Genomic DNA, 24,992 nt, shown 5'->3' with positions numbered 1-24,992 from the left:
AAACCATGAAAAAGGCCCCCTCGCCAACGCGAGGGGGCCTTTTTATCGGCTAGCGATCAGTGGGCTATCAGCCCTTGATGCGCTCGATGCGGCCACCCAGACCCTGCAGCTTCTGCTCGATGTCTTCGTAGCCACGGTCGATGTGATAGATACGGTCGACGATGGTGGAGCCTTCGGCCACGAAGCCGGCCAGTACCAGACTGGCGGAGGCGCGCAGATCGGTCGCCATCACCTGGGCGCCCTTGAGTTGCTCGGTGTCACGGCAGATGGCCACATTGCCCTGCAGTTCGATGTCTGCACCCATCCGTACCAGTTCGGGAACGTGCATGAAGCGGTTCTCGAAGATGGTCTCGGTGACCATGCCGGTGCCTTTGGCGACGGCGTTCAGCACAGTGAACTGCGCCTGCATGTCGGTCGGGAAGGCCGGGTAGGGGGCAGTCTTGATGGTGACCGGTTTGAGGGGGCGGCCAGTCATGTCGAGGGTGATCCAGTCTTCACCCTTCTCAATCAGGGCGCCAGCCTCTTCCAGCTTGACCAGTACCGCTTCCAGCAGGGTCGGGTCTGTCTTGCGGCAGGTGATCTTGCCGCCGGTGACCGCTGCACCCACCAGGAAGGTACCGGTTTCGATGCGGTCAGGCTGCACGCTGTAGTTGCCGCCGTGCAGACGCTCGACACCGTCGATGGTCAGGGTATCGGTGCCCGCGCCCTGGATCTTGGCGCCCAGAGTATTGAGGAAGTTGGCCAGATCGACCACTTCCGGCTCGCGCGCGGCGTTTTCGATCACGGTGCGGCCATCAGCCAGGGTCGCGGCCATCATCAGGTTTTCGGTACCGGTCACGGAGACCATATCCATCAGGATGTGGGCGCCTTTCAGGCGGCCATCGACACGGGCCTTGATGTAACCATCTTCGATGGTGATCTTGGCGCCCATCAGCTCCAGGCCGTGGACGTGCAGGTTGACCGGACGGGCACCGATGGCGCAGCCGCCGGGCAGGGAGACGTCAGCCGCGCCGAAACGGGCAGCCAGCGGGCCCAGCGCCAGAATGGAGGCGCGCATGGTCTTCACCAGCTCGTAGGGGGCGACGTGGTTGTTCACCGCACCGGTCAGCACTGTGACGTTGCCGTTGACCTTGGTGGTCGCGCCCAGCATCTCCAGCAGCTTGATGGTGGTGCCCACATCTTTCAGGCGCGGCACGTTGGAGAGGTGAACCTCTTCATCACAGAGCAGGGTTGCGAACAGGATCGGCAGGGCGGCGTTTTTGGCGCCGGAGATGGTCACTTCGCCGTTGAGAGTACAACGACCATCGATTTTGAATTTGTCCATTTTTACTTCGTTACCAAATCAGGAGGGCAATAGGAATTTACGTTCGCGTTTCCACTCGGCGTCGGTGAACGCCTTGATGGAGAGGGCGTGAATGGCGTTGCTGGCGATCTTGTCCATCAGCGGGGCATAGATAGCCTGCTGCTTCTTGACCCGGCTCATGCCGTCAAACATGTCACCGACGGCGATCACTTGGTAGTGACTACCGTCCCCTTTGACATGGACTTCGGACAATGGCAGAGCCTCAAGGAGTATCGCTTCAATTTCAGAGACTTGCATTATGCGTCCTCAGTTGTGAGCGGGGTTGACTGAAACAGCCCGGCCACCCCGTAGAGGTTGGCCAGGGTATAGAAATCACTGGAGGCGCCCACCAGTTGCGGTGTGGCGCCTCGTGCTAATACGGCTTTGGCCCATTTGACCAGCAGGGCCAGTCCGGCGGAGTCGAGAGTGGTGACGCCGCCGAGCTCGAGCTGGTCGTCCTGCCACCATTCGGCGCGGCGTTGCCACAGGTCATTGACCTGTGGCGCCTGCAGCTCACCGCTGAGGGTCATGGTTTGAGTACCAGCGGCTTGGCGTTGTGTTCGCGCAACTGGGCGATCACCGCATCGATGCCGTTCTGGCGGATCAAACCGCCCAGCTCGCTCTGTTTGGCGGAGAGCAGGCTGATCCCCTCTGCCACCATGTCGAAGGCTTTCCACTCGCCGGTCTTGTTGTTCTTGCGCAGCTTGAACTCGAGGAAGATGTCCGGCTTGCCGGCCTCTTTCACGCTGACGTTGACGGCGGTGATGTTGCCGCTGGGAGCTTTGCCCGGCTCGACCTTGACGGTCTGTTTGTCAAAATGGGCCAGCGCATCGGCGTAGGAGCTCACCATGTACTCGGTGAACACCTCGACGAAGGCATTGCGCTGCGCTTCGGTGGTCTCTTTAATCTGGTTGCCAAGCACCTTGTAGGCGGCGAAGCGGTTGTCCACATAGGGCAGCAGCTCTTCGCGGATGATCACCCGCAGGTGATCCGGATTGCTTTTCACCTGGGCCTGATCGGCTTTCAGGCGGGCAAAGGTCTGCTTGGCAGCCTGATCCACCAGCGCGTTGGGGTCGGTGGCATCGACGGCGGCTTGGGCAGACAGGGAAAAGAGCATGCTGGTCATCAGACCCAGCAGCAGGGCGATTTTCTTGAACATGATTACTCCTTCTTGCTGTCTGATTTGCTGTCGGAGGATTGGCTATAGAGGAACTTGCCAATCAGATCTTCCAGCACGATGGCGGATTTGGTGTCTTCAATCAGGTCGCCATCCTTGAGCATTTCGGTGCCCATCTCCTCATCGCTGAAGCCGGGGGCCAGACCGATGTACTGCTCGCCGAGCAGACCGGAGGTGAGGATGGAGAGGGAGCTGGTATCGGCAAACTCGCCAGCGCTCTTTTGCATCATCAGGGTCACTTCGGGCACCTGGGTTTTCGGGTCCAGTACGATGTCGCTGACCCGACCAACCACCACGCCGCCAACCTTGACCGGCGAACGGACTTTCAGGCCGCCGATATTATCGAAATGCGCGCGCAGGGTATAGGTTTCTCCTTCCGGTTTGAAGCTCAAACCGGCCACTTGCAGGGCCAGTGCCAGAATGGCACCGATGCCAGCCAGCATGAAGGTGCCGACCAGGAATTCTACTTTGCTGAACTTCATCTTTACCTTATCCAAACATGACTGCAGTGAGTATAAAATCCAGGCCGAGCACGGCGAGGGATGAGTGGACCACAGTTCGGGTCGTGGCCTGACTGATCCCGGCCGAGGTCGGCTTGGCATCATAGCCGTTAAAGAGCGCAATCCAGGTGACCACCAGGGCGAAAATCAGGCTCTTGATGGCGCCCTGCATGATGTCTTCATGCCAGTCGACGGAGGCCTGCATGGCAGACCAGAAGCCCCCTTCGTCCACGCCGAGCCAGTCCACACCGACCAGCTTGCCGCCGAAGATACCGATCAGGCTGAACATAAAGGCCAGCAGCGGCATGCTGATGACGCCAGCCCAGAAGCGGGGGGCAACCACCCGGCGCAGTGGGTCGACCGCCATCATCTCTAGGCTTGAAAGTTGCTCGGTGGCCTTCATCAGGCCGATTTCAGCGGTCAGGGCCGAACCGGCACGGCCGGCAAACAGCAGCGCCGTGACCACAGGACCCAGCTCCCGCAGCAGGGAGAGGGAGACCAGCGGCCCCAGGCTCTGCTCGGCGCCGAAATCCTTCAATACGTTGTAACCCTGCAGCGAGAGCACCATGCCGATGAACAGGCCGGAGACCAGAATGATGGCCACCGACTGTACGCCCACCACATACAACTGCTGGACAAGCAGCGGGAAGTGCTTGCGCGGCTCGGGTTTGCCCGCCAGCGCATGGAACAACATGATGGTGGCGCGACCGACGGAGCTGATAAATCGCACTCCGACCCGCCCCAGCTTGCTTATTTGACTTATCAACATCAGAGATCCTGTAGCAGATCGCCTGCCGGAAAATGAAACGGAACAGGACCATCGGGCAATCCTTTGAGGAACTGCTCGACTTCGGGATTGTGCTCCTCGCGCAGCTGATCCGGTGTGCCGTGCGCCACCACCTTGCGATTGGCAATGATGTAGGCGTAATCGGCGATGCTCAGCACCTCTTTTACATCGTGGGTGACGATGACGGAGGTGATACCGAGGGCATCGTTCAGCTCCTTGATCAGCTTGACCAGCACCGCCATGGTGATGGGGTCCTGCCCGACAAACGGCTCGTCATACATGATGAGGTCGGGGTCAAGGGCGATGGCCCGTGCCAGCGCCGCCCGGCGCGCCATGCCGCCGGAGAGCTCGGAGGGCATCAGTTTCGCTGCGCCGCGCAAGCCCACCGCCTGCAGTTTCATCATGACGATGGTGTGGATCAGCTCCTCCGGCAGGCCGGAGTGCTCCCGCAGCGGGAAGGCCACGTTGTCGTAGACCGTCATGCCGGTAAACAGGGCGCCGCTCTGGAACAGCATGCTCATCCGTTTGCGCACTTCATAGAGGCGCGAACGGGAGAGGGTGGGGATATCTTCCCCGTCAAACAGAATGTGACCGGACTCCGGCTTGAGCTGGCCACCGATCAGCCGCAGCAGGGTGGTTTTACCGATGCCGCTCGGGCCCATGACGGCGGTTACCTTGCCACGAGGAATGGTCAGGTTGATCCCGTCATACAACAGCCGATCTCCGTGACTGAAGGTCAGGTCGGAGATGGTGATCAGGTCATTGTTCAAACAATTGTCCATCCGGTGTAAATGAGGTGCGAATTTTATGGGGTAGTCTAGGTCTAAGCAACAGCAAGGAACAACTATTGAACAGGCTGCAAGCCCATTTGCACGACAGTTTTCTGTAACAAAGTGCGTCATTGAGAGCGGGACTTGCCATCCGATTCGCTTATCCGGACAGACTTTTTTATAATCCCGCAGCTAATTTCGGCCCGGAGCTGTGTCTTTATGTCTGTAAAGCCTGAGAAAGTGTCTGAACTGTTCGATTTTCGTCGCAGTGCCCGCGCGGTGCTGGACACAGAAAAGCAAGCCATTGATGGACTCTATCAGTATCTGAACGACGCCTTCGACAAGGCGTGCGAAATGGTGCTGCGCTGCGGTGGCAAGATAGTGGTCACCGGCATGGGCAAATCGGGCCATATCGGCAGCAAGATCGCTGCCACCCTCGCCAGCACCGGCACCCCGGCCTTCTTCCTCCATCCGGGGGAAGCGAGTCACGGCGATCTGGGGATGATCTCCAGCGGCGATCTTATCATCGCCATCTCCAACTCCGGCGAGAGTGACGAAATCCTGGCCCTGCTGCCGGTACTCAAGCGCCGCGGCATTCCGCTCATCTGCATGACCGGTAATCCGGCCTCCACCATGGCCAAAGAGGCCAACGTGCATCTGTGCATCAAGGTGGAGAAAGAGGCCTGCCCGCTGGGGCTGGCACCCACTTCCAGCACCACGGCAACCCTGGTGATGGGTGATGCCCTGGCGGTCGCCCTGCTGGAAGCGCGCGGTTTTACCGCCGATGACTTCGCCCTCTCTCACCCGGGCGGGTCGCTCGGCAAGCGTCTGTTGCTGCGGGTCGGCGACCTGATGCACAGTGGCGAGCTGTTGCCCCGGGTGGGGATAGATGCCACCATCAGCCAGGCGCTGCTGGAAGTGAGCCGCAAGGGGCTCGGTATGACGGCGGTGGTCGATGGCAATGGCCTGCTGGCCGGGCTCTTTACCGATGGCGACTTGCGCCGCATTCTTGACCAGCAGATCGATATCCATCACACCCCCATCAGCCGTGTGATGACGGCCAACTGTGTTACCGTAGGTCCAGAGATGATGGCTGCGGAAGCCGTCAAGCTGATGGAAACGAGAAAAATCAACGGATTACTGGTCGTGGATGAAGAGAAACGCCCACTCGGCGCCTTCAACATGCACGACCTGCTGAAAGCCGGAGTAATTTGATGCAAAACGTACCGACCCTCTATGGTCCGGTGACGCGCAGCCAGTTCGAGAAGGCGGCGCAAATCCGCCTGCTGGTGTGCGATGTGGACGGGGTGCTCTCCAACGGCCTCATCTACATGGGAAACAACGGCGAAGAGCTGAAAACCTTCTGTACCCGCGATGGTGCGGGCATGCGAGCGTTGCTCAATGCCGGGATCGAGATCGCCATCATCACCGGGCGCAACTCCCGTATCGTCAGCGATCGGATGAAAAGCCTGGGGGTGGCTCATGTGGTGCAGGGGGCTGATAAAAAGCTGCCTCACTTCGAAGCGCTGCTGGCCAAGCTGGGGCTGACTGCTGAACAGGCCGCCTATATGGGCGATGACACCATCGATCTGCCGGTGATGGCCGCCTGTGGCCTGGGTATCGCGGTGGCTGATGCCCATCCGCTGGTGCTGAGCCGTGCCGATATGGTGACCCGGCTTGGCGGTGGCATGGGTGCGGTGCGCGAGGTGTGTGACCTCATTTTGCAGGCGCAGGGCCACGACGATTATCAGCCCGAGGCCTCGGTATGAGCAGACAGACCCTGTTGTTTGCCCTGCTGTTTCTGGTTGCGCTGGTTGCCTGGCAGCTGGGCAAGGTTGAGCTGGTGCCGGAGAGCACCGTCAAAATCGAAAACTATCAGCCGGATTTTGTCGCCAAAGATCTGGTGACCACCCGTTTTGATATCAACGGCAAGCGCACTGAGCGGCTGGAGTCGACCTACGCCGAGTATTATCAAATCCTCGAGCAGGCCACCTTCGACAAGCCGGTGGTCTACATGTATGACGATCAGGGTACCGCCGAGTGGAAGGTGACCGCCGAAACCGGCGTGCTCAACACCGGCGACAACGTCATCCTGCGGGACAAGGTGCATCTGGATGGTCTGCTGCCGACCTCTTTCATCTCCACACTGGATACCCCCTATCTGGAGCTGGATCTGGTGACACAAGATGTGCGCAGCAACCGGGAAGTGAATATTCTGGGTCGGGATTTCCAGACCCAAGGGGTTGGCCTCAAGGGCCATCTGGACCGCAAATATTTTGAGTTACTGGATCAAGGCCATGCCATCTATTTCAATGAAAAACGCTAATCTGGCCCTCGCAGCCCTGTTGTTGTGTGGTGCGGTGACCGCCAAAGAGTCCGACTTTGCCGAGAAGGTCTACGTCGATGCCGTCAAACAGGTGGCCGAGATGCAGGACAACCGCATCACCTTCGAAGAGGATGTGACCATCAATCAGGGCACCATCCGGATCAAGGCTGACAAGGTGGTAGTGACCCGTTCCGGCGAGAAAGGGGCCGAGGTGATGACTGCCTACGGCAAGCCCGCCACCTTCTTCCAGATCCTGGATAACGGCAAGCCGGTCAATGCCCACGGCAACACTATCCGCTACGAGCTGAAGAACCGGCTGGTGACCATCACCGGCAACGGTCAGCTCAAGCAGGAAGATAGCCAGGTCAATGGCGATCTGATCCGCTACGACATCGTCAAACAGAAGATGATCGCCGAGAGCAAGAGCCCGAGCCAGCGGGTCAAAACCGTATTCCTGCCTGATCAGGTAGAGAATTTCGACAAGCCCGCCGACCAGAAGAAGCAGGGAAAATAAGCCATGGCAGTGTTGAAAGCAGTGGGCCTGCAGAAGAGCTACAAGCGCCGCATGGTGGTGAGTGACGTCAGCCTTGAAGTGGGCACCGGCCAGATTGTCGGCCTGCTCGGCCCCAACGGGGCGGGCAAGACCACCTCCTTCTACATGATCGTGGGGCTGGTGCAGCGCGATGCCGGTCTCATCACCATCGACGATCAGGACATCAGCCTGCAGCCCATGCATGTGCGGGCGCGTAACGGCATCGGTTACCTGCCGCAGGAGGCCTCCATCTTCCGTCGCCTGTCGGTGTTCGACAACCTGATGGGCGTGATGCAGACCCGCAAGGGGTTGAGTCGCGAGGAGCGTGAGGACAAGGTTCAGCAACTGCTGGAAGAGTTCAACATCACCCACATTCGCGACAACCTGGGTCAGAGCCTCTCCGGCGGTGAGCGCCGTCGGGTCGAGATTGCCCGTGCGCTGGCAGCGGAACCGCGTTTTATTCTGCTGGATGAACCCTTTGCAGGGGTTGACCCGATTTCTGTGATAGACATCAAGAAGATCATTCAGCATCTGAAAGATAGAGGCCTTGGCGTCTTGATTACCGACCACAACGTCAGAGAGACTCTGGACGTATGTGAGAAGGCCTATATCGTCAGCCACGGCAAGATGATTGCCGAAGGTGCACCGGCTGACATCCTTGCCGATGAGCAGGTCAAGCGCGTCTATTTGGGCGATCAATTCAGTCTATAGTAAGGGGGCATGCCTTCATTTCCTTTGACGAGTGCCTCGCTGAACATAAGGATATCCCGACGTAGATGAAGCCGACATTACAGTTGCGTCTCGGTCAGTCCCTGACCATGACGCCGCAATTACAACAAGCGATTCGTCTGCTCCAGCTCTCCACTCTGGAACTTCAGCAGGAAATTCAGCAAGCGCTCGAAAACAACCCTCTGCTGGAGCAGGAAGAGAGCGAGGCGCAAGAGACCAGTCCGGAAGCGCCGGTCGATGCCAGCCAGCTGGATTCCAGCGATGCCATGGCTCAGGAGCAGATGCCGGACGAGTTGCCGGTGGATACCACCTGGGACGAGGTTTACTCTGCCGGCACCGCCCAGAGTGCGGGCCCGATCCACGATGGGGAAGATAGCGTCTATCAGGGTGAAACTACCGAAAACCTGCAGGATTATCTGCTGTGGCAGATGCGGCTCACACCTTTCAGCGATGTGGACGCCGCCATCGCGCTCGCCATCATCGATGCCATCGACGAATCCGGTTATCTGACCGTTGCGCTGGAGGATATTCAGGCTGCCGTCACCAGCGATGACGTAGAGGTGGAACTCGATGAGGTCGAGGCGGTACTCAAGCGGGTGCAGCACTTCGATCCGGTCGGTATTGCTGCCCGTTCTGTGCAGGAGTGTTTGCTGATCCAGCTGGATCAGTATGACCCGCAGACCCCCTGGCTCAATGAGGCCAAGGAGGTGATCCTCGAGCACATGGAGCTGCTCGGCAACCGGGATTACCGTACCCTTGCCCGCAAGACCAAACTGAAGGAGAGCGACCTCAAGGAGGTGCTGGATCTGATCCAGCTGCTGGAGCCGCGCCCCGGCAACGGCATCATCCAGAGCGACTCCCAGTACGTGATCCCCGACGTCTCCGTGGTCAAGAAGGGCAGCAAGTGGGTGGTCGAGCTCAATCCCGACTCAGCCCCCCGCATCCGGGTCAACGAGACCTATGCCGCCATGGCCCGCAACGCCCGCAGCAGCACCGACACCCAGTTTATTCGCTCCCATTTGCAGGAAGCCAAGTGGTTCATCAAGAGCCTGGAAAGTCGCAATGACACCCTGCTGAAAGTGGCCAGTTGCATTGTCGAGCAGCAACAGGGCTTTTTCGAGTATGGTGAAGAGGCGATGAAGCCGATGGTGCTCAATGACATCGCCGAAGCGGTGGAGATGCATGAGTCGACCATCTCCCGGGTGACGACCCAGAAGTACATGCATACCCCCCGTGGTATCTTCGAATTGAAGTTTTTTTTCTCCAGCCATGTGAACACCGAAGGAGGAGGAGAGTGCTCATCGACCGCAATTCGCGCGCTCATCAAGAAGCTGGTCACGGCAGAGAATCCTGCCAAGCCGTTAAGTGATAGCAAGATCGCGGATTTGCTGGCCGAACAGGGTATTATGGTGGCGAGACGCACGATCGCTAAGTATCGCGAATCCTTGTTTATCCCACCTTCCAATCAGCGCAAACGCCTGGTTTAGGCAAACAAAAGGATGATGTTATGCAAATTAACCTGACCGGACACCATGTCGAGATCACCGAAGCTCTGCGTGATTATGTGAATAACAAATTTGCCAAACTCGAGCGTCACTTCGACCACATCAACAATGTTCATGTGGTGCTTAGCGTGGAAAAACTGAACCAGATAGCGGAAGCCAAATTGCACGTCAGCGGTGGCGAAGTGTTTGCCAACTCTGAACATGCCGATATGTATGCTGCGATAGACACCTTGCTCGACAAGCTGGACAGGCAGATCATCAAGCACAAAGATAAGTTAAATAAAAAATAACCATGCAACTTGAACACATACTGAGTCGGGACTGCACCAAGAGTGCAGTCCCTTGTACCAGCAAGAAACGCGCCCTCGAAATCATCAGCGAGCTGGCCGCCGAACGCCTTGGCACCTCCCGTCAGGCGCTGTTTGAATGCTTGCTGGCCCGCGAAAAAATGGGTAGTACCGGGATCGGTGCCGGTATTGCGATCCCCCACGGTCGCATTGACGATGAGTTCCCGCCAACCGCGATCCTGATGACCTTTGCCGACCCTATTCCTTTCGACTCCATCGACAATCAACCGGTTGACCTGCTGTTTGCCTTGCTGGTGCCGGAAAGCGAGTGCAAGCAGCATCTCAAGACCCTTTCTCTGATGGCTTCCAAGCTGGGTGACAAGGCGGTTTGCCGCCAGTTGCGTCAGGCAACCAGCGACGAAGAGCTCTATCAGATCATGACCTCGGCCTGACAGCAGGCCAAGGATGAAACACCCGTTTTGGCGTGAGGGAACAAGATGCAGTTAATCGTGGTAAGTGGACGTTCGGGCTCCGGTAAAACGGTAGCCCTGCGAGTGCTGGAAGATCTGGGTTACTACTGTGTGGACAACCTGCCGGTCAATCTGCTGCCCCAGCTGATCGTCTCGGTCGAGAGCCAGTATGACAAGCTGGCGGTCAGCATCGATGTGCGCAACCTGCCGAGCGATCCGGAGAAACTGGAAAATCTGCTGGCACAGGTGCGCAATGAGGGGCGGGTAGAGTTCTCCAGCTTTTTCTTCGACGCCGACAACGGCACCCTGCTCAAGCGCTATGGCGAGAGCCGCCGTTTGCACCCCCTCTCACGCAACAAGCTGTCGCTGGATGAGGCGATTCGGGAGGAGACCCACCTGCTGGCGCCTATCTCCTCGACCGCTGACCTGCGTATCGACACCACCACCCTCAGCATTCACGACCTGAGCGAGCTCATCAAAACCCGGGTACTCGGCAAGAAAGAGAACGAGCTGGTGCTGGTGTTCGAGTCGTTCGGCTTCAAGTACGGCATTCCCAAGGATGCCGACTTCGTGTTCGATGCTCGCTTCCTGCCCAATCCACACTGGATCCCCGAGCTCAAGCCCTTCACCGGCAAGGATGAGCCGGTCGCCAACTACCTCTCGGCGCAGGCTGACGTGATGCTGTTTACCCAGCAGATCGAGAACATGCTGGTTACCTGGTTGCCCCATCTGGAGCGCAACAATCGCAGCTACCTCACGGTCGGCATCGGTTGCACCGGCGGTCAGCACCGCTCGGTCTTTATTGCAGAGCGGCTGGCCAGTGCATTCCGTTTGCTTGGCAAGAACGTGCAGGTCCGCCACCGCACTCTCGACAAGAGTGCCCCCCAATCCTGACGGACCAATAGGACGACCCGATGACTGTTTCCGCCTCGGTTGAAGTGAAAAACAAGCTGGGTATTCATGCCAGACCAGCCATGATGCTGTTCGAGCTGGTGCAGGGTTTCGATGCCCACGTGCTGCTGCGCAATGAAGATGGTGTGGAGGCCGATGCTGACAGCATCATCGGCCTGCTGATGCTGGATTCCGCGCAAGGGCGGCAGGTGGAAGTACAGGTTGAGGGCCCTGAAGAGGTCGAGGCCCTGGCCGCCGTGGTGGAGCTGTTCACCTCCGGCTTTAACGAGGAGTAGTCACTCCTCGTTTTATGTTATGAACCGGTGCGCGCCAGCGCTTTGAAGCTGGCAAAATCCCGACAAGCCAGCAGATTCCTGCTGGCTTTTTCGTTCATCAGTGCCAGAAACAGGTCGTAGAGACCCATCGCCTCCTCGTAATCGGCCTTGCTGATGGCCAGCACGAAGATGAGCGTTGCGATTTCCCCGTTGCCCCAGTCGATCCCCTGCGGTGCCAGTACGGTGTACACCAGAGTGCGGCGCGCCAGCAGACCGAGAGAGTGGGGCAGGGCGATCCCTTCTCCCAGCATGGTGGAGACGATCCGCTCCCGCTCCTGCAGTGAGGCTCTGAAGCCGCTCTCCACCAGATCTTCCGCTTCCAACTGATCACAGATGCGGGCAAACAGTTCGGCCTGGGTAAGGGGTTCTTTGACCACCATGAAGTGGTCGGCATCGAAATATTTGTCGAGCATGTAGGGGCGGGTGCGGTCGATCAGCACCAGCTTGCCAAGCTGCTCCAGCTGGTATTGGGTCGGGAAGGGGGCAACGAGTACCACGGGGGCGTTTTTTTCGTTCACCTTGACGGTACTGATGACAAAGTCCTGCGCGATCTGCGCCAGTCCTTCGTAATCTCGCACCGACTCCAGCGTGGTCAGCTGCAACTGGGGATACTCCCGCTTGATGCGTGCTTCCAGCACCCGGAAGGTGGCGTTGCCCGCATCGCAAAGCAATAGAGCCTGCGGGCGGCGGGTATAGCCGATATCGTAATGGCGCTCCAGCCCGACCCCGATATGGATCACCAGATAGCCTATCTCGTGGTGGGTCAGTCGGTAGGGGGTCTGCTTGATCCACTCCGAAATGGCCGCCAGCGTGATGTCGTAGGCGAGGGGGTAGTACTGCTTGATGTGATCGGCCAGCGGGTTGTGGTTGCCAATCTGGTATTTAACCCGTAGCAGCATGGCGCTGATATGGGTTTGCAGGTCGGCCCGCAGCTGTTGGTCGCCTCGCAGGTCGTAAGGGTAGTGTTGATGAATGTAGGTCAGCAGATGTTCCACCAGCTGTTCGCTCTCGGCGGCCATCGCCGGGCTGAGCTGGGGAGTATCGGCAATCAGGCGCGCCTGGATCTGGATGGCGAGCCCGGCGATCTCGTCCTCTACGGGGGGCGTCAGGGTTGGCAATACCGCATAAATATCGCGAGATACTGCCAGCAGCGGCAGAGTCAGATCCTCGCTGGCGAAGTGGCGCAACTCGTGACCGGATGCCTGACGCAGCAGGGCAACGGCGCAGTAGATGGCGAGCTGCTGCAAGCTCTCGTCAGCGAGACGCAGCTGATGTCGGGCAAGCTGGGCATGGATATGATTGCCCACTACCTTCATCGTCTTGCTGGGGCAGAGGTTGGGTAGCAGGGTTTGCAACTGGTTGTTGTGCAGCAACTCCTGATAGAGCAGTTGGGTCAAACAGGCCCGGATCGCCGTCTCCTCCCCCTGAATGCGCATCCCCAGGCGGGGTTTGCTCTCAACGCTGAGCCTGAAGTGGCTGAGCTGCTCGCGGACTTCCGCCATATCCCCCTGCAGTGCCGCCCGGCTCAGATACCAGGTATCAGCCAGCTCATCGAGCTTGATCCCCTGCTCTGCTGTCAATAGCAGGATCTGCAGGTGCAGCACCCGCTCCCGGCTGGTGCGTGGCAGGCCGCTATCCTGACCCTGGGCCGCCAGCAGAGCGTCGAACAGTCCCTGATTGTAGATTTTCAGCTGGTAGCCGCTGCCACGCTGGTGGATCAGGTGAGCGCCGTGCGTGGCAATCAGTTCGTTGAGGGTCGCCACATCGGTGCGCACCGTGCGGGTGGAGACATTGAGGCGGCGAGCCAGCTCCTCCTGCGGCAGTGGTTCGGCATGGAGCTGGATCAGCAGTTGATGGAGCCTGGGGTGTGGCAGCTTGATCATAGGGGGTATGCAAGACTCCTGTTGCGAGATAAAGGGTCGATGTTAACAAGTGGGTCATCAACAAGCCAGGCACCGGTCAGTGATTGAACCGGCGCCCGTGACTGCCATCAGGCCAACAGTCGTTTCACTATGGCCAGCAGAGTCCGCACATCCTCGGGGCGAGTGTGCCCGCTCGCGCTGTCGATGATGGAGCTGTAGACGTGGGGGATCACCTTCTCGACTCCGGCGTCCAGCGCAATCCGCACTATCTCCTCGAAGTTCTCCAGATCGATGCCGCCGGTGGGCTCCAGCCAGAAGTTGTTGCGGGCACAAGCCTCGGCCACTGCCTGATACTCGTCGCGGCAGGCCAGCCCACCCATGGGGAAGAACTTGACCGAGCTGCCGCCCATGTCCTTGAGCAAGGCAATGGCGGTATCGATGGGCACTATGCCATCCGGCTGCCCGGCGCTGAGTGGACCGGTGGAGATCTTCACCATGCCCGGCATGCCGGTAGGGGAGGTCAACCCATTCACCAGCGTTTGTGATTGGCCGAGCAGCGCCCGGCTGGCGCCGACACCGGTGAACACCTGATTGACGTGCTGGGGCTGCAGCTGGCAGGCCAGTTCGGCCACCATGGCGGATTGGCGCGGATCGCCGGCGCCCAGCCCGATGGAGAGGGCGTTGTCGATAAGCTTGGCGTACTCCTTCATATCGGCAACTGCGGAGGGAATATCCGGGTAGTTTTTGGAGAGCACTCCGACCAGCACGTGGCCTTCGGCTGCGTCGTACACCTCGACGGCATTCTCCTTGGATCCAGCCAGCACGTTGAGACAGACCCGATCACGGTAGTAGTTGGGGGTAAGGGACATCAGCGATTCTCCTGAACGAGGTTGGCAATGGCGGTGTGGATTTGGTCGAGCTGGGGCACGGTGACGCTGCGCACATCGATCTCGATGTGCCCCTCGTTGGCCTTGTAGCCGCGGCAGTAGATGGCAGGCGTGCCCTGTTGCAGACGGGTGACGACCTGCACTGTGGTCATGCCGATATGCTGGTGGTCAAACGCGATATCCGTGCGGGCAATGTCGCGTCCTGCGCTGTCCCACACCACCTTGGCGGTGACGCCGGGCAACTGGTTGAGGCGCTCTATGAAGGGGCTCATCTTGGCGACCATGGCGGCGCCGCTCTCTTTCTCTTTGGCCAGATAGCGCTCGATAGCGTGGGTCAGGCCGAGGATCCCCTCCTTGCCCACCTTCATGGCGCGACCGATGCCATTGGCCTGCTGTTTGACCCACTCCACGTACTGACGCTTGCCGAGCACCAGCCCACTGGTGGGCCCTTCAATGGCCTTGGCTCCGCTGTAGATGACCAGATCCGCCCCCTGGTTGTAGTAGAGGCGCAGATCCTCTTCGGCAGCTGCATCGACGATGAGCGGGAGCCCATGGGTCTTGGCGACCTCGGCGGCCTCTGCCACCGACAGAATGCTCTTCTGCACGCAGTGGTGGGATTTGATGTAGAGGATGGCTGCTGTGTTGGCATTGACGGCGGCGGCCAGCTGGGAAGGGGAGCACTCGTTGGCGTAACCGGCTTCCACTACTTTGCCGCCACCCAGATTGACCATGGTACCGACCGGGGCGCCGAAGTTGACGTTATGCCCCTTGGGCAGCACGATTTCACTCGGCACCTCATGGTGATGGGCATGCAGGTGCTCGAGGCGATAGGGATCGCCGCGTACTATCATGGCGGCGACTGACTGGGCGATGCCGGCGCTGGCACAGGAGACCACTACTGCATCTTCCACATCCAGCAAGCCAGCCAGATAGGCGCCGGTCTTGTTGACCAGATCCTTGACCTCGAAGTAGTGGCCCAGGCCAAAATTGACCGCATCGACCACCTCCTGCTCGGGGGTGGAGACGCCGAGAATGGTCATGCGCCCGGAGGCGTTGATCACCGGTTTGAGCTGATATTTCTCATAAACAGAAGGCATGGTGTGATTTCCCATAGTGAGTCAGAACCAGTTCGCCACCGACCAGGGCGGCGAGAGGCTGCAGTTGTTGGTCACCGCTGCGGGACTGGGCTTCGGTATCCATAAACAGGGTCGGGCCGCTGGCGACCTCGAACAGGGTCAGATCGGCATCGGCTCCCACCTCTAGCCGCCCCTTGCCGGAAAGGCGCAGGGCATCAGCGGCCTGATGGGTGACGCAGGCGAGCACCTGTTCCAGCGTCATGCCGATGGCGAGAAACTTCGACATCACGTGGGCCAGGCTGTAGGCCGGCCCCTTGATGCGGTTCTTGCAGTAGATGTCGGAGCTGATGGTGCGGGGCAGGATCCCCTGTCGGATAGCCAGCTCCGCCACCTCGAAGCTGAAGCTGGCGCCGCCGTGGCCAATGTCGAGCAACAGGCCCCGTTTCATTGCCTCGCGCACCGCGACCCGCAGCTCGCCAGCCGGGGTCAGGATGCGGTTCGGTTTGCCGTTGAAGCAGTGGGTCATCAGATCGCCATCCCCCAGCAGGGCGACGATCTCGTCCAGATCCGGCGGCGTGTTGCCCACGTGCACCATCAGCGGCAGCTGGCCGTGAGCCTGTTGCAGCGCCTTGGCCATGCGCAGCGGTTGCAGGCCGTTCTCACCTACCACGCTACCGCTCATCCGCGCCTTGATGCCGACGATAAAGTCGGGGTGGCGACGAATGGCTGCCGAGGCGAGATCCATATCGAGGTCCCGGCTATCCGCCAGCTCGTTCTGGCGTAGCAGACCGATGCGGGAGATGTTGAGCAGGGCATGCACCCGGGTCTTGCAGCCCGCAGCGATCTGCTGGAAGTCATCCACATCATCGGCTCCGGTGCTGCCCGCGTCGATGACGGTGGTGACGCCGGACTCTACGCCCACCTTGTCCGGCTCATCGTGATAGATGGGGGAGGCGGGGTAGCAGTGGGTGTGGCCATCGATCCAGCCAGCGCTCACATGCACCCGGCCGCCGAGCTCCAGGATCTGCCGCGCCGTTGCCGTCCCCGGCAGGGAGCCGATGGCTGCGATTTTGCCCTCCCTGATGGCGATATCGACGAGCTGGCCATCTCCCAGCCGCCCCGCTCTGATGATGATGTCGTACATGCTGATAACCTCTGGCGAGCCGCCCTGCAGGGCGGCTGGTACTTACACAAGGGCGACCGGGAAGAAGGTGCCGAGCAGCATGGCTCCCAGAATGGCACCGCCGGTGATGGGCTTGCCCCACACGTAGAACAGCAGGGCACCCAGCAGGGAACCGATACCGATGGGGATGGAAGCGCCCATGGCAGAGAGGATGATGAGGGGGCCGAGGAAGCGGCCAGAGCTGTTGCCAGCACCCATCATCACGTCAGCACCGTAAGTGGAGTTGCTCTGGTTGATGGTGAACTTGCGCGCCAGAATGATGACGTAGCCGATGGCCAGACCAATCCCCATGCCGGTTGCCAGCGAGGCGCCGAAGTTCTCCACCGGATAGACGATGCCGGCTCCCAGCAGCAGTGCGGGAACGCCCAGTCCGACCCCGGTCTGGATGGCTCCGCCGATATCCAGGATCCCCACCAGGGATCCCTCGATGATGCGGGCGAACAGGAAGCTGGCACCGAAGGCGGCTACTGCGCCGTAGGCACCCGTGTCCATTCCGGCTTTCAGCATGGCGACGAAGGCTACCTCGTTGAAGGCACCAACCCCGTACAGATAGAACATGTGGGTACCGGCAAAGACCCCGGCCGAGAGCAGGCCGACGAAGATGGGGAAGGACCAGTCGGCGTACCAGAAGTTGTTTTTCAGTTTCTCATCCATGGTGTGACCCCTTATTTGCCGCTCAGCAGGTTATGGACACTTTCCAGCCATAGGGGGACACCCATATGGAAGGATTCAATCAGTTTCATGTCGAAGCCGCGGAAGAAGCCGCTCAGCACGAACAGCAGGACGATGGCCGCCATCATCACCTTGGTGACATGGTTCCAGCCGCTCTCTTCCACACCCTTGCCGATCAGGATGCCGAGCACCAGACCCGGTACCGCGTTGCCCATGATGAGCTGCGCCAGACCGCCGAAGATGGTGGCCCAGAAACCGGATTTCTTGCCCGCTTCGATGGCAGCCAGCCAGAAGATCACCGGCATGACGGTGTTGACCAGCAGGTTGGCTGCCGGTACCAGCACCTTGACCGCAGTGACCTGCAGGGCGGCCGGGACGGCAGCAGCCGTACTGTTGAGGAAGGCGACCACGATGGCACCTATGATGCCGCCGGCGATGGCCATCTTTTTCGGGTCGTGCAGAGTGGTGGCGAGATCCCGATTTTTGAACAGCAGTGCCGCCGTGGCCCAGTGCGGGATGATGCGGTGATCCACATCCTGGGTGAAGGCGCCTGCCGCCACGGTGGAGGCCCAGGCGTTGAAGAAGAAGCCCAGACCAAACGAGAAGTGAGAAGCGGGATCCCCTTCGCAGGAGTTAAGTTCGCCCAGGGTGCGGAAGGCACCCATGCCCTGTACGGTCGGGGCGTGGAACATCCGCGCCGCGCCGGCCCCCACCCCGACGCCAACCAGGCCGCCAATGATGAGTGACTTGATAAAAATGATTAGAAACATCCAACGTATCCTTCTTGTGGGGTTGTGCCTGCGCAGGCATCACACCTGGGTGAACGTCACCTTGGCTACATCCAGACTGGTGACCTGAACCTTGATCTCCAGCTGGACGCGGTATTCGCGGCGCTGGCGCGGCAGGAAGAAGAACAGGAACTTCTCCACCCGGACCAACTCTTCTGCCTTGAGCACCTGTACATCGACCGGCTCAATGCGCAGCAGTACCTGCTGATTGTCCTTGAGCAGTGTGGGTTGCACCTGGCTGAGAGCGGAGGCAAACGCCTGCTGGCGGGTCGTCCCCTTGCCGTTGACGATGACCTGGGTGGTGAAGTTCTCTTTCATCAGGCGCGTCCGTGCTTTTTGGCGAAGGCTTCGACCAGCTTCTGGCCCAGCTCTTCCTTGTCCATGAAACCGAAGCCCAGCACCACGCACCCTTCGTTGATGGCGGTGACGCCCTCTTCAACAGAGCGCATGCCGTAGCGGCACTTGTAGCCGTATTTGGTCTGGGCGGTGATCGCCCCTGCGCCGCCGCTGCCGCAGAAGGAGATGCCGAGATCCGCCTGCTCTTTGTTCATCACGTCGCCGAGCTTCATGTCAGCGGCCATGCCTGGGATGATGGTCACGTTGGCCCCGGCAGCTTCCGCGCCTGCGCCCACTTTCTGACCCTTGCCGAGACGGTCTCCAATCACGAGTTTGATGGCTGTCATATCGATTTCTCCTTGAGTTACGGGTTCTGCACCGAGCTGAGTTCGTTTTCTTTGGCGACTTCAAAATGGACGGACAAGAGGTGTGCCTCCTCATAAGCAAGCTGATCCAGCCAGCTGACGACCTGTTCGGCGAGACGCAGTGAGAGGGGGGAGATCTCTTCAAACAGGCTGAGGTCAACTTCTGGCAGGGGCTCGCCGCTGTGGGAGCGCCACACCATGGCTTTGACATGGGAGGCCAGCATCTGCCGTTGCACCTCGTTGGGGATGATGCCCTGTTCGGCCAGCAGGGGATAAATGCGCGCGAGGATATGATCGGTCTGGCGCAGCAACTCCGGGCTGTTCAGGGTCAGGGTCTGGTCGTGAGTCTCTGTTTGCAATGTCTGCTCTCCAAGGCTGGCAGAAGGTATGGCGTTACCCTAAGCCTGCGCGTCGATGTGGAGGAGGCAGCGTTTTTCCGATTCGAAGCGGAAATTCCTGAGGAAATGGCCCAGAAGTAATCGTTTGGATACTGAAAAGGTAAAAAGAGTGTTTATTGAAGCTGGTTTTGTGTGATCGGTAGCGCACAAATCGGGAGGCGGGGGCAGGGCAAGCGTTGCGGGAAACTGTGAGTCATCTCACGGTAAGAGACGTTGCCGAGAGGGCAGATATGGAAAAGGGCGGTTTCCCGCCCTTCTCATTAAAAGGAGTGACGCTAGCTGGCCGATGCTGCGCTCGAGCTGGCTGTTCTCTGCTGATAGCGCAGGTCTTCCTCTATAGTGACCACCACTTCCAGCGGCTTGCCGGAGCGGAATACCGAGATGGTCAGCTTGGTGCCGGGGCGGCTTTCGACAATCTTGTCCATGGCGCTGCGTACGCCACTGATGGCCTCTCCATTGATCTTGAGCAGCACATCCCCTCGCTGCAGGCCGCCTTTGGCCGCCGGGCCGTTGGGGTCCAGACTCTCCACCACCAGACCACGCAGGTCGCCGAGGTTCATCATCCGCGCGACTATGGGGTTGATCTCGACACTGGAGATCCCGAGGTAGCCGCGGATCACCCGGCCGTTGGCGATCAGCTCATCCATGATCCGTTTTGCCAGCCGGTAGGGGATGGCGAAGCTGATGCCGTAGCTCTCCTGATTGCCGTTGAGGTGATAGGTGGCGGTGTTGATACCCACCAGATCGCCACGGCCGTTGACCAACGCGCCACCCGAGTTGCCCTCGTTGATGGCGGCATCGGTCTGCAGCAGATCCTGACGGCCATTGCTGTCGGGCCCCATGCTGGAGAGGCCGGTACGGCCGGTCGCACTGATGATGCCCTGGGTGATGGTCTGGCCGACGTTGTAGGGGTTGCCGATGGCGAGCACCACATCTCCCACTTCTGGCAGTCGTTCGGGATCCTGCGGGATCACCGGCAGGTTGTCTGACTCGATATAGAGCACGGCGAGGTCGGTGAGCTGATCGGTTCCGACCAGCTCGGCGCTGAAGACCCGACCATCCTGCAACGCGACGATGATCTGGTCGGCATCGGCGATGACGTGGTAGTTGGTCAGTACATAGCCGCGCTGGTTCATTATGACGCCAGAACCCAGCCCTTGCGGGCGTAGTTCCCCCTGATTGCCCTGATTGGGGGCAAAGCTGCGGGTGTAGATGTTGACGACGGCAGGGCCTGCCCGATGGGCGGCATAGGAGAAACTCAGTTCACGGGCATTGGTGATGATGCCGGGCAGTTGGGCACCACCGCGAAAATGGGGAAACAGCAGCAACAGCAGCGCCGCGACGGTCAATCCAAAACCGACAGACTTGCCCAAGTAACTGACTAAAGGGGGGATTTTCATGTCATTCTCATCCGTACAGGCTGCGCGCAGAGAATAACACTATCGATGGATAAAAATCACCCGCGGTGAAGGCCGCGGGTGATGGAGGGGTTGGCGAACAACTTGAGCGTTAGCGGATCACCAGATAGAGCGAGGAGTCGCCGCGCTGGATGTTGAGTGCCAGCACGTCAGGCTTGTTCTTGAGCGCCTTGGTCAGCTCGCCCAGGGTGTTGATGCGCAGGCGGTTGACCCCGATGATGATGTCACCCTTCTGCAGGCCGGAAGCGGCTGCCGGAGAGCGAGGATCAATATCGGCCACCGCAACACCGGAGACCGGGTCGGTGGTGGTGCTCAGCTTGGCCCCTTCCAGTGCCGGATGCAGCGCGCTGGCGCGTACTTCGCTGTCATCGGCCTGCTTCAGGGTCACTTTGGCGGTTTGCGACTTGCCATCGCGGATCAGCCCCAATTCGACCTGCTTGCCAGCGCCCATGGTAGCGATCTTGGCGCGCAGCTCACCGAAGGAGCGAACCGGTTTGCCATCGATGCTGACGATGATATCGCCGGCCTTGATGCCCGCCTTGTCGGCCGCCGAATCAGGCATGACCTGATTGACGAAGGCACCATCCTTCTTGTTGTAACCGAAGGTTTTGGCGATGTCGGAGGTGAGCTCGGTGCCGGTAATACCCAGCTGGCCGCGACGCACTTCACCGTACTTGACGATCTGCTCGGTCAGATCCCGCACCATGTTGGAGGGGATGGCAAAGCCGATGCCAATGTTGCCGCCGTTCGGGCCCAGAATCGCGGTGTTGATACCGATCAGCTCGCCACGCAGGTTGAGCAGGGCACCGCCGGAGTTACCGGAGTTGATGGCCGCATCGGTCTGGATGAAGTTCTCCAGATTCTCGATGTTGAGGCCGCTGCGACCCAGCGCACTGACAATACCGGAGGTGACGGTCTGGCCCAGACCAAACGGGTTGCCGATGGCCAGCGCATAGTCACCTACCCGCAGCTCGTCGGAGTCGGCGAACTTGATCTGTACCAGATCCTCGGCCTTGATTTGCAGCAGGGCGATGTCTGACTGCTTGTCTTCACCGATCTTCTTGGCCGCGTACTCACGACCATCCTTCAGGTTGACCTTGATCTCGTCCGCCTCGTGCACCACGTGGGCGTTGGTGATCACGTAACCCTTCTTGGCATCGACGATGACACCGGAGCCGAGCGCCTGGAATGGCTGCTCGCTCACCTGTTCATCGGGCATGTTGGGGCCGAAGAAGAACTTGAACTGTTCCGGCAGACGCTGACGGGTAATTTTTTTGCCAGAAACCGAGATATTGACCACCGCCGGGGTGACCTGTTCGAGAACAGGCGCCAGGCTTGGCATCTCCTGATTTGAACCTAACAGGGAAGGCAGTGCAGCCTGAGCAGGGGCCGCAGACATGGCGATACCGACACTGAGGGCTAGCACACTGAGCATGGAAAGAGGTTTACGCATATGAAAAACAGCTCCCAGAAAAAGTTGCATTGCAATCGTCAAGGTCAGACCACGGGACTGGCCAATTAGTTCCGCGAGGAACTAGTTTGGTTGCTTGAGCAGTCCGGAAGAGGCGCCAGCATAGTCGCGAGGCGGAACGCCCGGCTCTTCTGCCACATTGGCAGGGGCTTCTTCTACCAATGATTCGCGGAACAGCGGTTCCTGCGCCTTGGCCAGGAATTTGCTCTGCTCGGCCATGTGGCGATAGAGGGTTTGATACTGCTCGGCCAGTTGCTCCATCAGGGCGGCACTGTCGGCGAAGTGGGTGTTGATCTGGCCCTGATAACTCTCGAGCTCCTTGTGGGCCTTCTTCAGTTCCTGTTCCAGACGGCCAGCATCGCGGCTACGTACCGAAAAACGGCCGAGAACGACACCGATAATCAAGGCCGCGACAGCCAGCAGGATCCCAGTTAACAGACTCATAGATGCTCCTTGTTACAGCTAAAACAGAGTGGGTTTATGCGGTCGTCATAACCGCCATGCCTTGATGGCACTATACCGTGCGTCCTGAGGCCGTGATACCATTTTGTCCTCGATTCAGGGACTTGGAGAGGCGCTCAAGGATGACACCGCAGCAAAAATACCAGCAGGATCTGCTGCGCCCCGGCTTTGTGGCCGACCCCGCGCAGGGGATGGCCATTAGCAGGCTGGAGCGACTGTATCAGGATTTGCTACGGCGCCCGACTCCGACCAGATCTCGAGGGCTGCTGGGGTGGCTGCAAAAGCCCAAGCCGCCGGAGCCTGTCCTCGGTATCTATATGTGGGGCGGAGTGGGCCGAGGCAAGACCTGGCTGATGGATACTTTTTTCGACAGCCTGCCGGGGATGCGCAAGATGCGCAGCCATTTCCACCGTTTCATGCACCGCATTCACGATGAACTGCAGGGGCTGAGCGGGCAGTCCGATCCCCTCAAGCTGGTGGCCAGCAAGCTTGCCAGCGAGACAGACATCATCTGTTTCGACGAATTTTTTGTCTCCGATATCACCGATGCCATGCTGCTGGGCACGCTGTTCCAGGAGCTGTTTGGTCACGGTGTCGTGCTGGTTGCCACTTCAAATATTCCGCCGCAGGATCTTTATCGCAACGGGCTGCAGCGAGCCCGTTTTCTGCCAGCTATCGAGCTGATCGAGCGTCATTGTGAGGTACTTAACGTGGATGGCGGTATCGACTATCGCCTGCGTACGCTGGAACAAGCCGAGATTTATCACTGCCCGCTGGATTTGCAGGCAAAAGCCAATCTTGACCACTATTTTCAGCAATTAACCGGCGGACACACGGCTTGCGAGGGGACGTTCGAGGTCAATCATCGTCAGCTGGCGTCGCTCGGGATGGGGGAAGGGGTGCTCTACATGGAATTTGAGCAACTTTGTTGTACTCCCCGCTCCCAGAACGACTATATCGAGCTGGCCAGGCTGTTCCATACCGTTCTGCTGGCCAATGTGCAACCAATGGGCACAGGCACGGATGACGCGGCTCGCCGCTTCATTGCCATGGTCGATGAGTTTTATGAACGGCACGTCAAGCTCATCATGTCGGCAGCGGTTCCCATGGCAGAACTCTACGGCGAAGGGCTGCTGAATTTCGAATTCCAACGCTGTCTTTCACGGCTTCAGGAAATGCAATCGCACGAATACCTTGCCAGAGTGCACCTTCCTTAGTCACAATACCGCGCCTGCCAGTCGGATGGGCATCTGCGGCAGGTAGGGCCGGGCGACATTTGCTGGTTTCATGGCAGTGAAATTAGCAGGTGATATTTAAGGCAACTTCACTTATAATCGCCCGGCCCACGTTACAGCTGTCGATAAGGCAGCAACACTTTAAGCTTTACTTGTATTCGAAGGGGTACAGGTAGGCCATCGTTTGTTGTTTGTGGGAGAGCCCCCATAAGCAATTGGGTCTGTAACAGGTAATTGGGTTTAACTTAATGAAAACTTTCGTTGCCAAGCCAGAAACCGTAAAACGTGACTGGTACATTGTGGACGCAGAAGGTAAAACTCTGGGTCGTATCGCAACCGAGATCGCTGCTCGTCTGCGTGGTAAGCACAAAGCTGAGTACACTCCGCACGTTGACACCGGTGATTACATCATCGTTGTAAACGCTGAGAAGGTACACGTAACCGGTAAGAAATTTACCGACAAAATGTACCACGCTCACTCCGGTTTCCCGGGTGGTATCAAGTCAATCAGCTTCGACAAGCTGATTCAGCGTAAACCGGAAATGGTAATCGAAGCAGCCGTCAAAGGCATGCTGCCGAAAGGTCCTCTGGGCCGTGCCATGTTCCGTAAACTGAAAGTTTACGCAGGCGCCGAGCATGCTCATGCTGCTCAGCAACCTCAAGTACTGGATATCTAATCGGGAACTGGCAACATGGCAGAAAATCAATACTACGGTACCGGCCGTCGCAAAAGCTCCACTGCTCGCGTATTTATCAAAGCGGGTAGCGGCAAGATCGTAATCAACCAGCGCTCCCTGGAGCAGTACTTCGGCCGTCCGACTGCCCGCATGGTAGTTCGTCAGCCGCTGGAACTGGTTGAGATGACCGAGAAACTGGACCTGTACATCACCGTTAACGGTGGTGGCATCTCTGGTCAAGCTGGTGCGATCCGCCACGGTATCACTCGTGCTCTGATGCAGTACGACGAAACCCTGCGTTCCGAACTGCGTAAAGCTGGCTTTGTTACTCGTGATGCCCGTAAGGTTGAGCGTAAGAAAGTTGGTCTGCACAAAGCTCGTAAGCGTCCGCAGTACTCCAAGCGTTAATTCGCTTTTGGTACTCACTCTTTCGAGTGTCAAAAAAGCCTGGCGGTTGCCAGGCTTTTTTTATTGGTAATATTACCGACATCAATGCTAACCACGCGTCACA

General features: G+C 58.9%; 32 protein-coding genes. 13 read left to right on the top strand and 19 right to left on the bottom strand.

Going from position 1 to position 24,992, the window contains the following annotated elements:
- Positions 1 to 67: 67 nt before the first annotated feature.
- The 7 genes from murA to mlaF are packed head-to-tail and all read right to left on the bottom strand — an operon-like array spanning position 68 to position 4,588.
- Positions 68 to 1,324, bottom strand: a complete 1,257-nt coding sequence (murA, locus tag LRL22_RS11200; protein ID WP_058058614.1) for a UDP-N-acetylglucosamine 1-carboxyvinyltransferase — start codon at positions 1,322 to 1,324, stop codon at positions 68 to 70.
- A gap of 18 nt (positions 1,325 to 1,342) precedes the next feature.
- Positions 1,343 to 1,600, bottom strand: a complete 258-nt coding sequence (gene ibaG, locus LRL22_RS11195; protein WP_005306001.1) for a BolA family iron metabolism protein IbaG — start codon at positions 1,598 to 1,600, stop codon at positions 1,343 to 1,345.
- Positions 1,600 to 1,872, bottom strand: coding sequence for an STAS domain-containing protein (locus tag LRL22_RS11190; RefSeq protein ID WP_005336352.1), 273 nt, complete (start codon positions 1,870 to 1,872; stop codon positions 1,600 to 1,602). Before LRL22_RS11190 ends, ibaG begins: the two co-directional genes overlap by 1 nt.
- Positions 1,869 to 2,501, bottom strand: coding sequence for an MlaC/ttg2D family ABC transporter substrate-binding protein (locus tag LRL22_RS11185; protein ID WP_005336350.1), 633 nt, complete (start codon positions 2,499 to 2,501; stop codon positions 1,869 to 1,871). Before LRL22_RS11185 ends, LRL22_RS11190 begins: the two co-directional genes overlap by 4 nt.
- A 2-nt stretch (positions 2,502 to 2,503) precedes the next feature.
- The gene (mlaD, locus tag LRL22_RS11180) at positions 2,504 to 3,001 is read right to left on the bottom strand and encodes an outer membrane lipid asymmetry maintenance protein MlaD (protein ID WP_005336348.1); all 498 of its coding nucleotides are present in this window, start codon (positions 2,999 to 3,001) and stop codon (positions 2,504 to 2,506) included.
- Between the two features lie 7 nt (positions 3,002 to 3,008).
- On the bottom strand, positions 3,009 to 3,788 hold the full coding sequence (gene mlaE, locus LRL22_RS11175; RefSeq protein ID WP_005336345.1) for a lipid asymmetry maintenance ABC transporter permease subunit MlaE: 780 nt from the start codon (positions 3,786 to 3,788) through the stop codon (positions 3,009 to 3,011).
- Positions 3,788 to 4,588, bottom strand: a complete 801-nt coding sequence (mlaF, locus tag LRL22_RS11170; RefSeq protein WP_005336343.1) for a phospholipid ABC transporter ATP-binding protein MlaF — start codon at positions 4,586 to 4,588, stop codon at positions 3,788 to 3,790. Before mlaF ends, mlaE begins: the two co-directional genes overlap by 1 nt.
- A 207-nt stretch (positions 4,589 to 4,795) precedes the next feature.
- Here mlaF and LRL22_RS11165 point away from each other — a divergent pair, with 207 nt between their 5' ends.
- The 10 genes from LRL22_RS11165 to npr all read left to right on the top strand — a co-directional run bounded on the left by LRL22_RS11165 (position 4,796) and on the right by npr (position 11,612).
- Positions 4,796 to 5,791: a KpsF/GutQ family sugar-phosphate isomerase gene (locus tag LRL22_RS11165; RefSeq protein WP_058057518.1), complete on the top strand. Its 996-nt coding sequence runs from the start codon at positions 4,796 to 4,798 to the stop codon at positions 5,789 to 5,791.
- Positions 5,791 to 6,345 carry a 3-deoxy-manno-octulosonate-8-phosphatase KdsC gene (gene kdsC, locus LRL22_RS11160; RefSeq protein ID WP_101530526.1) on the top strand — a complete coding sequence of 185 codons (555 nt, stop codon included), beginning with the start codon at positions 5,791 to 5,793 and terminating at the stop codon, positions 6,343 to 6,345. Before LRL22_RS11165 ends, kdsC begins: the two co-directional genes overlap by 1 nt.
- Complete coding sequence (gene lptC, locus LRL22_RS11155) at positions 6,342 to 6,902, top strand: LPS export ABC transporter periplasmic protein LptC (protein WP_043821874.1); 561 nt, start codon at positions 6,342 to 6,344, stop codon at positions 6,900 to 6,902. Before kdsC ends, lptC begins: the two co-directional genes overlap by 4 nt.
- Entirely contained in the window at positions 6,889 to 7,416 is a 528-nt protein-coding gene (lptA, locus tag LRL22_RS11150) for a lipopolysaccharide transport periplasmic protein LptA (RefSeq protein ID WP_040068817.1), read from the top strand. Before lptC ends, lptA begins: the two co-directional genes overlap by 14 nt.
- Positions 7,417 to 7,419: 3 nt before the next feature.
- Entirely contained in the window at positions 7,420 to 8,145 is a 726-nt protein-coding gene (gene lptB, locus LRL22_RS11145) for an LPS export ABC transporter ATP-binding protein (protein ID WP_005336333.1), read from the top strand.
- Positions 8,146 to 8,210: 65 nt separating this feature from the next.
- Positions 8,211 to 9,650 (top strand): RNA polymerase factor sigma-54, encoded by a 1,440-nt coding sequence (locus LRL22_RS11140; protein ID WP_005336331.1) that lies wholly within the window; start codon positions 8,211 to 8,213, stop codon positions 9,648 to 9,650.
- 20 nt (positions 9,651 to 9,670) lie between these two features.
- Positions 9,671 to 9,958, top strand: coding sequence for a ribosome hibernation promoting factor (hpf, locus tag LRL22_RS11135; RefSeq protein ID WP_005336323.1), 288 nt, complete (start codon positions 9,671 to 9,673; stop codon positions 9,956 to 9,958).
- Between the two features lie 2 nt (positions 9,959 to 9,960).
- Positions 9,961 to 10,407, top strand: a complete 447-nt coding sequence (gene ptsN, locus LRL22_RS11130; RefSeq protein ID WP_005336322.1) for a PTS IIA-like nitrogen regulatory protein PtsN — start codon at positions 9,961 to 9,963, stop codon at positions 10,405 to 10,407.
- Positions 10,408 to 10,452: 45 nt separating this feature from the next.
- Positions 10,453 to 11,319, top strand: coding sequence for an RNase adapter RapZ (gene rapZ / locus LRL22_RS11125; protein WP_268011556.1), 867 nt, complete (start codon positions 10,453 to 10,455; stop codon positions 11,317 to 11,319).
- 20 nt (positions 11,320 to 11,339) lie between these two features.
- Positions 11,340 to 11,612: a PTS phosphocarrier protein NPr gene (gene npr, locus LRL22_RS11120; RefSeq protein WP_005336318.1), complete on the top strand. Its 273-nt coding sequence runs from the start codon at positions 11,340 to 11,342 to the stop codon at positions 11,610 to 11,612.
- 17 nt (positions 11,613 to 11,629) lie between these two features.
- On the opposite strand, the gene LRL22_RS11115 is transcribed toward npr, so the two are convergent.
- The 12 genes from LRL22_RS11115 to LRL22_RS11060 all read right to left on the bottom strand — a co-directional run bounded on the left by LRL22_RS11115 (position 11,630) and on the right by LRL22_RS11060 (position 22,551).
- The gene (locus LRL22_RS11115; protein WP_270905402.1) at positions 11,630 to 13,534 is read right to left on the bottom strand and encodes a BglG family transcription antiterminator; all 1,905 of its coding nucleotides are present in this window, start codon (positions 13,532 to 13,534) and stop codon (positions 11,630 to 11,632) included.
- A gap of 107 nt (positions 13,535 to 13,641) precedes the next feature.
- Complete coding sequence (gene dagF, locus LRL22_RS11110; RefSeq protein WP_270905401.1) at positions 13,642 to 14,382, bottom strand: 2-dehydro-3-deoxy-phosphogluconate aldolase; 741 nt, start codon at positions 14,380 to 14,382, stop codon at positions 13,642 to 13,644.
- Positions 14,382 to 15,497, bottom strand: a complete 1,116-nt coding sequence (locus LRL22_RS11105) for a DgaE family pyridoxal phosphate-dependent ammonia lyase (protein WP_270905400.1) — start codon at positions 15,495 to 15,497, stop codon at positions 14,382 to 14,384. Before LRL22_RS11105 ends, dagF begins: the two co-directional genes overlap by 1 nt.
- A complete protein-coding gene (locus LRL22_RS11100) occupies positions 15,481 to 16,620 on the bottom strand; it encodes an amidohydrolase/deacetylase family metallohydrolase (protein ID WP_270905399.1) in 1,140 nt (379 codons plus the stop codon). Before LRL22_RS11100 ends, LRL22_RS11105 begins: the two co-directional genes overlap by 17 nt.
- A 42-nt stretch (positions 16,621 to 16,662) precedes the next feature.
- Positions 16,663 to 17,313 (bottom strand): DUF4310 family protein, encoded by a 651-nt coding sequence (locus LRL22_RS11095; RefSeq protein ID WP_005355144.1) that lies wholly within the window; start codon positions 17,311 to 17,313, stop codon positions 16,663 to 16,665.
- Positions 17,314 to 17,324: 11 nt separating this feature from the next.
- Positions 17,325 to 18,101, bottom strand: a complete 777-nt coding sequence (locus tag LRL22_RS11090; protein ID WP_005355143.1) for a DUF4311 domain-containing protein — start codon at positions 18,099 to 18,101, stop codon at positions 17,325 to 17,327.
- Positions 18,102 to 18,140: 39 nt separating this feature from the next.
- Positions 18,141 to 18,437 carry a DUF4312 family protein gene (locus LRL22_RS11085; protein WP_064335274.1) on the bottom strand — a complete coding sequence of 99 codons (297 nt, stop codon included), beginning with the start codon at positions 18,435 to 18,437 and terminating at the stop codon, positions 18,141 to 18,143.
- The gene (locus LRL22_RS11080; RefSeq protein WP_005355141.1) at positions 18,437 to 18,802 is read right to left on the bottom strand and encodes an SFCGS family glycine-rich protein; all 366 of its coding nucleotides are present in this window, start codon (positions 18,800 to 18,802) and stop codon (positions 18,437 to 18,439) included. Before LRL22_RS11080 ends, LRL22_RS11085 begins: the two co-directional genes overlap by 1 nt.
- Before the next feature lie 17 nt (positions 18,803 to 18,819).
- Complete coding sequence (locus LRL22_RS11075) at positions 18,820 to 19,179, bottom strand: transcriptional regulator (protein WP_270905398.1); 360 nt, start codon at positions 19,177 to 19,179, stop codon at positions 18,820 to 18,822.
- 314 nt (positions 19,180 to 19,493) lie between these two features.
- On the bottom strand, positions 19,494 to 20,618 hold the full coding sequence (gene degS, locus LRL22_RS11070) for an outer membrane-stress sensor serine endopeptidase DegS (RefSeq protein ID WP_005336297.1): 1,125 nt from the start codon (positions 20,616 to 20,618) through the stop codon (positions 19,494 to 19,496).
- 109 nt (positions 20,619 to 20,727) lie between these two features.
- Positions 20,728 to 22,089, bottom strand: a complete 1,362-nt coding sequence (locus LRL22_RS11065; protein ID WP_005336295.1) for a Do family serine endopeptidase — start codon at positions 22,087 to 22,089, stop codon at positions 20,728 to 20,730.
- An 81-nt stretch (positions 22,090 to 22,170) separates the two neighbouring features.
- Positions 22,171 to 22,551 carry a YhcB family protein gene (locus LRL22_RS11060; protein ID WP_005355138.1) on the bottom strand — a complete coding sequence of 127 codons (381 nt, stop codon included), beginning with the start codon at positions 22,549 to 22,551 and terminating at the stop codon, positions 22,171 to 22,173.
- A gap of 140 nt (positions 22,552 to 22,691) precedes the next feature.
- On the opposite strand from LRL22_RS11060, the gene zapE reads away from it, so the two are divergent.
- The 3 genes from zapE to rpsI all read left to right on the top strand — a co-directional run bounded on the left by zapE (position 22,692) and on the right by rpsI (position 24,889).
- Positions 22,692 to 23,786, top strand: coding sequence for a cell division protein ZapE (gene zapE / locus LRL22_RS11055; protein ID WP_270905397.1), 1,095 nt, complete (start codon positions 22,692 to 22,694; stop codon positions 23,784 to 23,786).
- Between the two features lie 266 nt (positions 23,787 to 24,052).
- Positions 24,053 to 24,481 (top strand): 50S ribosomal protein L13, encoded by a 429-nt coding sequence (gene rplM / locus LRL22_RS11050; protein ID WP_005336289.1) that lies wholly within the window; start codon positions 24,053 to 24,055, stop codon positions 24,479 to 24,481.
- 15 nt (positions 24,482 to 24,496) lie between these two features.
- Positions 24,497 to 24,889 carry a 30S ribosomal protein S9 gene (rpsI, locus tag LRL22_RS11045; RefSeq protein ID WP_005336286.1) on the top strand — a complete coding sequence of 131 codons (393 nt, stop codon included), beginning with the start codon at positions 24,497 to 24,499 and terminating at the stop codon, positions 24,887 to 24,889.
- Positions 24,890 to 24,992: the final 103 nt, after the last annotated feature.

The sequence above is a fragment of the Aeromonas sp. PI_26 genome (assembly GCF_027854445.1).
In the GTDB taxonomy this organism is placed as follows: Bacteria; Pseudomonadota; Gammaproteobacteria; order Enterobacterales; family Aeromonadaceae; genus Aeromonas; species Aeromonas veronii.
Note: the sequence above shows the minus strand (reverse complement) of the source record. Positions and strands in the feature narration are given on the sequence as shown.

Coding starts and splice junctions, on each gene's coding strand:
- rplM (WP_005336289.1), top strand. CDS start 24,053: ATGAAAACTTTCGTTGCCAAGCCAGAAACCGTAAAACGTGACTGGTAC.
- ptsN (WP_005336322.1), top strand. CDS start 9,961: ATGCAACTTGAACACATACTGAGTCGGGACTGCACCAAGAGTGCAGTC.
- kdsC (WP_101530526.1), top strand. CDS start 5,791: ATGCAAAACGTACCGACCCTCTATGGTCCGGTGACGCGCAGCCAGTTC.
- lptC (WP_043821874.1), top strand. CDS start 6,342: ATGAGCAGACAGACCCTGTTGTTTGCCCTGCTGTTTCTGGTTGCGCTG.
- lptB (WP_005336333.1), top strand. CDS start 7,420: ATGGCAGTGTTGAAAGCAGTGGGCCTGCAGAAGAGCTACAAGCGCCGC.
- LRL22_RS11065 (WP_005336295.1), bottom strand. CDS start 22,089: ATGCGTAAACCTCTTTCCATGCTCAGTGTGCTAGCCCTCAGTGTCGGT.
- murA (WP_058058614.1), bottom strand. CDS start 1,324: ATGGACAAATTCAAAATCGATGGTCGTTGTACTCTCAACGGCGAAGTG.
- ibaG (WP_005306001.1), bottom strand. CDS start 1,600: ATGCAAGTCTCTGAAATTGAAGCGATACTCCTTGAGGCTCTGCCATTG.
- rapZ (WP_268011556.1), top strand. CDS start 10,453: ATGCAGTTAATCGTGGTAAGTGGACGTTCGGGCTCCGGTAAAACGGTA.
- rpsI (WP_005336286.1), top strand. CDS start 24,497: ATGGCAGAAAATCAATACTACGGTACCGGCCGTCGCAAAAGCTCCACT.
- lptA (WP_040068817.1), top strand. CDS start 6,889: ATGAAAAACGCTAATCTGGCCCTCGCAGCCCTGTTGTTGTGTGGTGCG.
- hpf (WP_005336323.1), top strand. CDS start 9,671: ATGCAAATTAACCTGACCGGACACCATGTCGAGATCACCGAAGCTCTG.
- zapE (WP_270905397.1), top strand. CDS start 22,692: ATGACACCGCAGCAAAAATACCAGCAGGATCTGCTGCGCCCCGGCTTT.
- mlaF (WP_005336343.1), bottom strand. CDS start 4,588: ATGGACAATTGTTTGAACAATGACCTGATCACCATCTCCGACCTGACC.
- mlaD (WP_005336348.1), bottom strand. CDS start 3,001: ATGAAGTTCAGCAAAGTAGAATTCCTGGTCGGCACCTTCATGCTGGCT.
- LRL22_RS11105 (WP_270905400.1), bottom strand. CDS start 15,497: ATGCCTTCTGTTTATGAGAAATATCAGCTCAAACCGGTGATCAACGCC.
- LRL22_RS11140 (WP_005336331.1), top strand. CDS start 8,211: ATGAAGCCGACATTACAGTTGCGTCTCGGTCAGTCCCTGACCATGACG.
- LRL22_RS11085 (WP_064335274.1), bottom strand. CDS start 18,437: ATGAAAGAGAACTTCACCACCCAGGTCATCGTCAACGGCAAGGGGACG.
- LRL22_RS11190 (WP_005336352.1), bottom strand. CDS start 1,872: ATGACCCTCAGCGGTGAGCTGCAGGCGCCACAGGTCAATGACCTGTGG.
- npr (WP_005336318.1), top strand. CDS start 11,340: ATGACTGTTTCCGCCTCGGTTGAAGTGAAAAACAAGCTGGGTATTCAT.
- LRL22_RS11185 (WP_005336350.1), bottom strand. CDS start 2,501: ATGTTCAAGAAAATCGCCCTGCTGCTGGGTCTGATGACCAGCATGCTC.
- dagF (WP_270905401.1), bottom strand. CDS start 14,382: ATGTCCCTTACCCCCAACTACTACCGTGATCGGGTCTGTCTCAACGTG.
- LRL22_RS11095 (WP_005355144.1), bottom strand. CDS start 17,313: ATGGATGAGAAACTGAAAAACAACTTCTGGTACGCCGACTGGTCCTTC.
- LRL22_RS11060 (WP_005355138.1), bottom strand. CDS start 22,551: ATGAGTCTGTTAACTGGGATCCTGCTGGCTGTCGCGGCCTTGATTATC.
- LRL22_RS11080 (WP_005355141.1), bottom strand. CDS start 18,802: ATGACAGCCATCAAACTCGTGATTGGAGACCGTCTCGGCAAGGGTCAG.
- LRL22_RS11100 (WP_270905399.1), bottom strand. CDS start 16,620: ATGTACGACATCATCATCAGAGCGGGGCGGCTGGGAGATGGCCAGCTC.
- LRL22_RS11115 (WP_270905402.1), bottom strand. CDS start 13,534: ATGATCAAGCTGCCACACCCCAGGCTCCATCAACTGCTGATCCAGCTC.
- mlaE (WP_005336345.1), bottom strand. CDS start 3,788: ATGTTGATAAGTCAAATAAGCAAGCTGGGGCGGGTCGGAGTGCGATTT.
- LRL22_RS11090 (WP_005355143.1), bottom strand. CDS start 18,101: ATGTTTCTAATCATTTTTATCAAGTCACTCATCATTGGCGGCCTGGTT.
- degS (WP_005336297.1), bottom strand. CDS start 20,618: ATGAAAATCCCCCCTTTAGTCAGTTACTTGGGCAAGTCTGTCGGTTTT.
- LRL22_RS11165 (WP_058057518.1), top strand. CDS start 4,796: ATGTCTGTAAAGCCTGAGAAAGTGTCTGAACTGTTCGATTTTCGTCGC.